Here is a 6,113-nt window from a genome sequence, read left to right as displayed (position 1 = left end):
CCTTCACCCTGCTCCCGGACGACGCGACGGCACTCGCCGCACTCCGCGGCATCCGCGCGCACCTGGCCGACGACGGCACCGCCCTGGTGCCCCTGTTCGTCCCCGAACCCACCCCGGCCGGACAGATCGGCCTGGTGCGGACGGCCACCGGACCCGACGGCGCCGAACTGGGCGTCTCGGTCGTCTCGGAGCACCGCGACGGCACGGCACGCACGCAGACGACCCTGTTGCGCTACGAGCGCCGCCTCGGCTCCGACCACACCGTGTCCGAGCGCCCGTGGGTCCTCCACTGGTACCCCCGCGACGTGTTCGCGGAGCTGGTCGCGGCGGCCGGGCTGACCGTGGCGGCCGTCACCGATCCGCAGGGCCGGCCCGCCCCCGCCGACGCCACCGACGTGACCTATCGGCTGCGGCCCGCCGCCTGACACTCCTACAGGTCGGCCGCGGCCTGCGGCAGAGGCCAGCCGGTGTAGGCCTCGGAGAGATAGGCGCGGCCCGCCTCCGACCCGACGACCGAGCGCAGCTCGCCGAGCTGCCGCAGACGGTCGAACTCGTCGGCGCCCGGCTGGAGATGGAGCATGCTCGTCATCCACCAGGAGAAGTGCTGCGCCTTCCAGATGCGGTCGAGGGCGGTCCGCGGGAAGGCGTCCAGCAGGCTCGTGTCCCGGTCCAGCAGCAGCACGCGCAGGGCGTCGGTGAGCAGGACGACGTCGGCGACGGCCAGGTTCATGCCCTTGGCGCCGGTGGGCGGCACGGTGTGGGCCGCGTCGCCCACCAGCACGACCCGGCCACGGCGCATCTCGTGCGCGACGAAGCTGCGGAAGCGCAGCACGTCACGCTGGAAGACGCGCCCCTCCTTGAGCGTGGTGCCGGGGACACGCGACCGCAGGATCCGCCACAACTGCTCCTCGGTGTACGCCGCGGGATCGTCCTGCGGGTCGCACTGGAAGTACATCCGCTGCACCTCGGCGCTGCGACGGCTGATCAGCGCGAAACCGTCCGGCGAGTTGCTGTAGATCAGCTCCTCGGAGCTGGGCGGCGCCTCGCACAGGATGCCGAACCAGGCGAACGGATACTCCCGGAAGTGCCCGCCGTAGGCGCCGCTCACGGCCTCGCGCGCGACCCCGCGGGAGCCGTCCGCGCCGACCACCACCTCGGCCTCGATCTCCACCCGGCCGCCCTCGGCGTCCCGGGCGACGACCCGCGGCCGGTCGGTCTCCGCGTCCTCGACGCGCTCGGCGGTCACCTCGAACCGCAGGTCCTGGCCGGCGGCGAGCCGCGCGGCGATCAGGTCCTTGAGCACCTCGTGCTGCGGGTAGAGCCACACCGCGCGGCCGACGCTCTCCGCGAAGTCGATCCGGTGGCCTTCCCCGTCGAAACGCAGCTCGACGCCCTCGTGCTTCTGCCCGGCGCGCAGCACCCGGTCCGAGGCCCCGGTCCGGTCGAGGACCTCCACCGTCCCCTGCTCGAGGATGCCGGCCCGGATCGTGCTCTCGATCTCCTCACGACTGCGGGAGTCGATCACGACCGACTCGATGCCCTGACGGCCGAGCAGGTGGGCCAGCAGCAGGCCGGCGGGGCCTGCGCCGATGATCGCGACACGGGTGCGTACGTGCATGGCGTCTCCTTGACGGCGGACGGATGGCAGGAGTCTCACCCCGAGGCGGCCCGGCTGACGACGGGGTTTCCCGTTGAACGGGAACCGAGGGCGGGGACCCGCACGTGTCCGTGCGACGGGACCTCAGGGTTTGTGGGTCGTCCAGAGCAGCTCCGCCGGCCAGTGGTGTGCCCAGTCGGGTGGGTCGGTCTCGTTGTAGCCGTTGGGCGTTCCGGGTTCGGGCCGCGCCTCGACGAGGTCGTCGACGACCAGGCCCGCACCGCGCAGGACCCTGACCCAGTCGCCGTAGGTGAGCTGATAGCTGGTCGCGCCGTCGCCCTCGGCGATGGCGTCCAGCCCGAAGTAGTCCTTCTGCAGCGTCGTGGTCACGCGGCCGGCGGCTTCGTCGTAGCAGACCTCGAACCACGGGCTCGCGACGTTGAACACCAGGCGCCCGCCTCGGACCAGGACGCGTGCGGCCTGCGGGACGACCAGCCGAGGGGGCGCCCAGCTGAGGCCGCCGAAGTCGCAGAACACCAGGTCGAAGCTTTCGGCGGCGAAGGGCAGCTGTTCGGCGGCGCCCTGCACCAGCGGATAGCGGGTTGCCCCCATCGCCCGCTTCGCCGCGTCGAGTTGCGCTTCGGACAGATCGATCCCGACCACGTCGGCGCCCTCGGCTGCGAGCGCCCTGGACCATTGGCCGGCGCCGCAGCCGAGTTCGAGGACGCGCTTGCCGGTGACGTCGCCCAGGGCGCGCAGGTGCGCGTCGGGGATGGAGTACATGCCCCACAGCCGCGGCGCGGCGCCGATCCGCGGGTCGTGCTCGTGCTGGTAGGTGCTGCTGATCCGGTTCCAGAGCCGCCGGTTGGCGGGGATGCTGTCCACGCGCCGACTTCAGCACCGCCCGGCGGGGCGGTCAACACGACAAGAGCCGGGGGCGGCGCAGCGTGCCGGGTGCGTCCTGCGGACCACTCGGCTCGGCAGCCGACGCCGCTCGCCACCGCGGCGGTTCCGGCGGGGCCGGTGCGCGCGCCCGGCGTGAGCGGGCTCCAACGGTGATCAGTACCGGACCGGCGCCCAGGGGCACCACCGTGGCCACGGTCGGCCCGGGCTCAGAACGACTGCCGGTGATCGACCTGCCCGGTGACGGGCCCTGCCCCGGCGAGCCGGGCGACGAAGCCGTCGACCATGTCGGTCTGCACGTCCTCGGAGAACCGTCCGGGGTCGAAGAGCGCCTGGACCACGAGTCCGTGGACGAAGGCGACGGCGGCAGCGGCCAGTTGGCCGGTGTCGGTGTCCGGGGGGATCTCCCCGAGGTCACGTGCCGTCTCCAGAGGAGGGCGAAAACTGTCGCGCAACCTCCGGTACCGGTCGCCCTGTTGGGCGGCCAGCGTCTCGTCGGCGAGGGACAGGTCCCAGGAGCTGACCCAGATGCGGTTGCGGGCGGTGTCGGCCGGCGTGAGCGGCAGGATGTCGAGCAGCATGGCCCGTACGGTGGGCAGGCCGTCGGCGGGAGGATTCCGGCGCGGACGTCCCGCCGTGTCCTGTTCCAGCAGGCCCAGTGCGTGCGTGACGAGAGCCCGCTTGCTCGGGAAGTAGTGCGTCAGCATGCCGGTCGAGGCGCCCATCTCCGCGGCGACGGCGCGCAGGGTCAGACCTCCGAACCCCCGGGCGGCCAGGACGCGCCACACCGCCTCGGACACGTCCTTGCGGCGGGCTTCGTGATCTCCGGGTGCGGGGGGCGCCATGCCGCTAGCCTACATACCAAACGCTTGTTACGTACTCTCCTCGCCGTGTGGCCGTGGGCAGCTCCTCCGCCCGCGTCATCGGCCGCCCCGACCCGGAAGGCGCGACGCCCATGTTCACCGAGCCGCTCGACGACCACGCCCAACTCCGCCCTCTGGAGCCCTGGCAGGCCCCGGAGTTCCTCGCGCACATCGACCGGGCCCGCCCTCTGGTCGACCCATGGATCCCCTGGGCGTCGCTCACCACCGACCTCGCCTCGGCCGGAACCACCCTCCAGCGCTACGCCGACCTCGCGTCCTCCGACAGCGGCCGGATATACGGGATCTGGCTGGACGGTGTGCTCGTCGGCGGCGTCATGTTCACCCGCTTCGACACCTCCTCGGGAGTGTGCGAGCTCGGCTGCTGGCTGGAGGAGGCCGGGCAGGGCCACGGGCTGGTGACCCGCGCGTGCCGGGCGCTGATCGACTGGGCCTTCACCGCACGCGGGATGCACAGGGTCGAGTGGTGGGTCGCCTCCGGCAACACCCGCAGCATCGCGTCCGCGCGCCGTCTGGGCATGTCCCGGGAGGGCGTGCTCCGGCAGCGTTATCCGCACCGCGGGCTGCGGCACGACAGCGAGGTGTGGGCCGTCCTGGCCCAGGAGTGGCCGCCGGAGGAGGACCGGTCCGCGCCCGTGTCCGGCGACCGGGCGGAGATCGACCGGTTGATGGGCCTGTTCATGGGCTCCTTCACCAACACCGGGGGAAGGAGCCCCGACCTGCGGATCATCCACGAGTTGTTCGTTCCGGAGGGGAGGATCGTCTCGAACACCGGAGACGACCCGGTGATCATGGATCTGGACGCGTTCGTCGAGCCGCGGCAGAAGATGCTCACCGACGGAACGCTGACGGAGTTCTCCGAGTGGGAGGTCTCCGAGCGGACGGACATCGTCGGATCCGTCGCGCACCGGTTCGCCGAGTACCGCAAGTCCGGCGTCCGGAACGGAACCCGTTTCGAGGGTCGCGGTCACAAGACCACCCAGTTCGTTCGGACCCGGGCCGGCTGGAAGATGTCCTCCATGGCCTGGGCCGACGAACCGGACCGTCTCCCGCAGTGACGGGCACCGGGTCCGCGGCTCAGGGACTCAGGGGCGCGGGGCCGCGAGGGCGGTGGAGATCCCGGCGGCCGCGGCCCGGAGTTCGTCCACGGCCGGGCGGGTGGGCGTGTCGCGGGGGAGGACCACGGACAGGGCGGCGACCACCGGCCCGCGTCCCTCCCGGACCGGCACGGCCACCCCGGTCGAGACGGTCTCCACCGTCCCCGGCGCGACCACGACGCCGTCGCGGCGGACCGAGGCCAGCACCCGGCGCAGCCGCGCCGGATCGGTCTCGGTCTCCGGCGACACCGCCTCGAGCGGCCCGCCGAGGACGCGCTCCTGCAGCTCCCGGGGCCCGTGCGCCAGCAGGACCAGACCCGAGGACGAGGCGTGCAGGGGGAGCCGGCCAGCGATCCGGGTGATGTTCGCCCCCGCCTGCGGATGGGAGAGCCGCTCGACGAAGAGGGTCTCACCGTTCTCCAGGACGGCGAGCTGTGTGTGCTCCCGGATTCGCGCCTGCACCCGTTCCATGAACGGCAGCGCCGCCTGACGCAGCCTCAGCGCGCGCGAGCCGCGCAGGGCCAGCTCCCACAACCGCATGCCCAGACGCACCCGGTGCTCCTCGTCGCGCTCCAGCAGGCCGCACGACACCAGCTCGGCCACCACCCGGTGCGCGGTGGAGGACGGGAGGTGCGCACGCCGCCCGATCTCCGACGCGGTCTGCACGGTGCGGTCGGTGTCGAAGGTCTCCAGGACGCGGACGATCCGCTCGGTGACCGTCTCGCCGGACGGTGAGTTCGCCATTCACCCACGGTGCCACAGACACGGCGGCGTCCCCCGGCACGGGTGCCGGGGGACGCCGCCGCGGGGCGCGGGGCTAACGCTGGGGGTCGGCGTTGAACTTGGCGGTGGCCGAGAAGTAGCCGAGGACCGCGAGGCCGGCGCACCAGGCGACGGCGAGCCAGCCGTTGTGGCCGATCTCGGTGCCGAGGAGCAGGCCGCGCAGGGTCTCGATGGCCGGGGTGAAGGGCTGGTACTCGGCGATCGGCCGGAACCAGCCCGGCATCGAGTCGATGGGCACGAAGGTGCTCGAGATCAGCGGCAGGAAGACCAGCGGCAGGGCGTTGTTGCTGGCCGCCTCGGCGTTGGGGCTGATCAGGCCCATGCCGATCGCGATCCAGGTGAGGGCGAGCGAGAAGAACGCCAGCAGCACAGCGGCCAGGACCCATTCGACGACGGTGGCACCGGTGGAGCGGAAGCCGATGGCCACGCCGACGGCCGTGACGAGCAGCACGCTCGCCAGGCACTGGACGACGCTCCCCAGCAGGTGGCCGACGAGCACCGAGCCGCGGTGGATCGCCATGGTGCGGAAGCGGGCGATGATGCCCTCGCTCATGTCCATCGAGACGGAGACCGCGGTGCCGACGGTGGTGGAGCCGATGGTCATCATCAGGATGCCCGGGACCAGGAACGCGACGTACTCCGACCGGTCGGCCGCACCGCCACCCATGCCCGCGCTCATCACGTCGCCGAAGATGTAGACGAAGAGCAGGAGCAGCATCACCGGCGTGAGCAGGAGGTTGAGGGTGAGGGAGGGGTAGCGGCGGGCGTGGAGGAGGTTGCGGCGGAGCATGGTTCCGCTGTCGCGGAGGGCGAGGGAGAGGGTGCTGCTCATCGCGCGGTCTCCTTGTCGGT

General features: G+C 72.4%; 6 protein-coding genes and 1 pseudogene. 2 read left to right on the top strand and 5 right to left on the bottom strand.

What is annotated here, in order from left to right:
• Positions 1–425: pseudogene (locus ACOV8S_RS23380) on the top strand (SAM-dependent methyltransferase); the annotation flags it as partial.
• Positions 426–430: 5 nt separating this feature from the next.
• Here ACOV8S_RS23380 and ACOV8S_RS23375 read toward each other — a convergent pair.
• The 3 genes from ACOV8S_RS23375 to ACOV8S_RS23365 all read right to left on the bottom strand — a co-directional run bounded on the left by ACOV8S_RS23375 (position 431) and on the right by ACOV8S_RS23365 (position 3,345).
• A complete protein-coding gene (locus ACOV8S_RS23375; RefSeq protein ID WP_448320019.1) occupies positions 431–1,618 on the bottom strand; it encodes a 4-hydroxybenzoate 3-monooxygenase in 1,188 nt (395 codons plus the stop codon).
• Positions 1,619–1,741: 123 nt separating this feature from the next.
• Positions 1,742–2,482 (bottom strand): class I SAM-dependent methyltransferase, encoded by a 741-nt coding sequence (locus ACOV8S_RS23370; protein ID WP_448320018.1) that lies wholly within the window; start codon positions 2,480–2,482, stop codon positions 1,742–1,744.
• Between the two features lie 227 nt (positions 2,483–2,709).
• Positions 2,710–3,345: a TetR/AcrR family transcriptional regulator gene (locus ACOV8S_RS23365; RefSeq protein WP_448320016.1), complete on the bottom strand. Its 636-nt coding sequence runs from the start codon at positions 3,343–3,345 to the stop codon at positions 2,710–2,712.
• Positions 3,346–3,392: 47 nt separating this feature from the next.
• Between ACOV8S_RS23365 and ACOV8S_RS23360 the strand changes: the two genes are divergently transcribed.
• A complete protein-coding gene (locus ACOV8S_RS23360; protein ID WP_448320015.1) occupies positions 3,393–4,439 on the top strand; it encodes a GNAT family N-acetyltransferase in 1,047 nt (348 codons plus the stop codon).
• Positions 4,440–4,466: 27 nt separating this feature from the next.
• Here the strand turns inward: ACOV8S_RS23360 and ACOV8S_RS23355 are convergent, their stop codons facing one another.
• Both ACOV8S_RS23355 and ACOV8S_RS23350 read right to left on the bottom strand, forming a co-directional pair.
• Positions 4,467–5,222: an IclR family transcriptional regulator gene (locus tag ACOV8S_RS23355; protein WP_448320013.1), complete on the bottom strand. Its 756-nt coding sequence runs from the start codon at positions 5,220–5,222 to the stop codon at positions 4,467–4,469.
• A 73-nt stretch (positions 5,223–5,295) separates the two neighbouring features.
• Positions 5,296–6,093 (bottom strand): ABC transporter permease, encoded by a 798-nt coding sequence (locus tag ACOV8S_RS23350; RefSeq protein WP_448320012.1) that lies wholly within the window; start codon positions 6,091–6,093, stop codon positions 5,296–5,298.
• Positions 6,094–6,113 lie beyond the last annotated feature (20 nt).

Source organism: Streptomyces sp. CO7 (assembly GCF_053474865.1).
The sequence above is the reverse complement of the archived record's forward strand: the minus strand, read 5'-3'. Positions and strand labels throughout refer to the sequence as shown.

Excerpts from the sequence above, each read along its gene's own strand:
- ACOV8S_RS23350 (WP_448320012.1), bottom strand. The coding sequence starts at position 6,093 with ATGAGCAGCACCCTCTCCCTCGCCCTCCGCGACAGCGGAACCATGCTC.
- ACOV8S_RS23365 (WP_448320016.1), bottom strand. The coding sequence starts at position 3,345 with ATGGCGCCCCCCGCACCCGGAGATCACGAAGCCCGCCGCAAGGACGTG.
- ACOV8S_RS23375 (WP_448320019.1), bottom strand. The coding sequence starts at position 1,618 with ATGCACGTACGCACCCGTGTCGCGATCATCGGCGCAGGCCCCGCCGGC.
- ACOV8S_RS23355 (WP_448320013.1), bottom strand. The coding sequence starts at position 5,222 with ATGGCGAACTCACCGTCCGGCGAGACGGTCACCGAGCGGATCGTCCGC.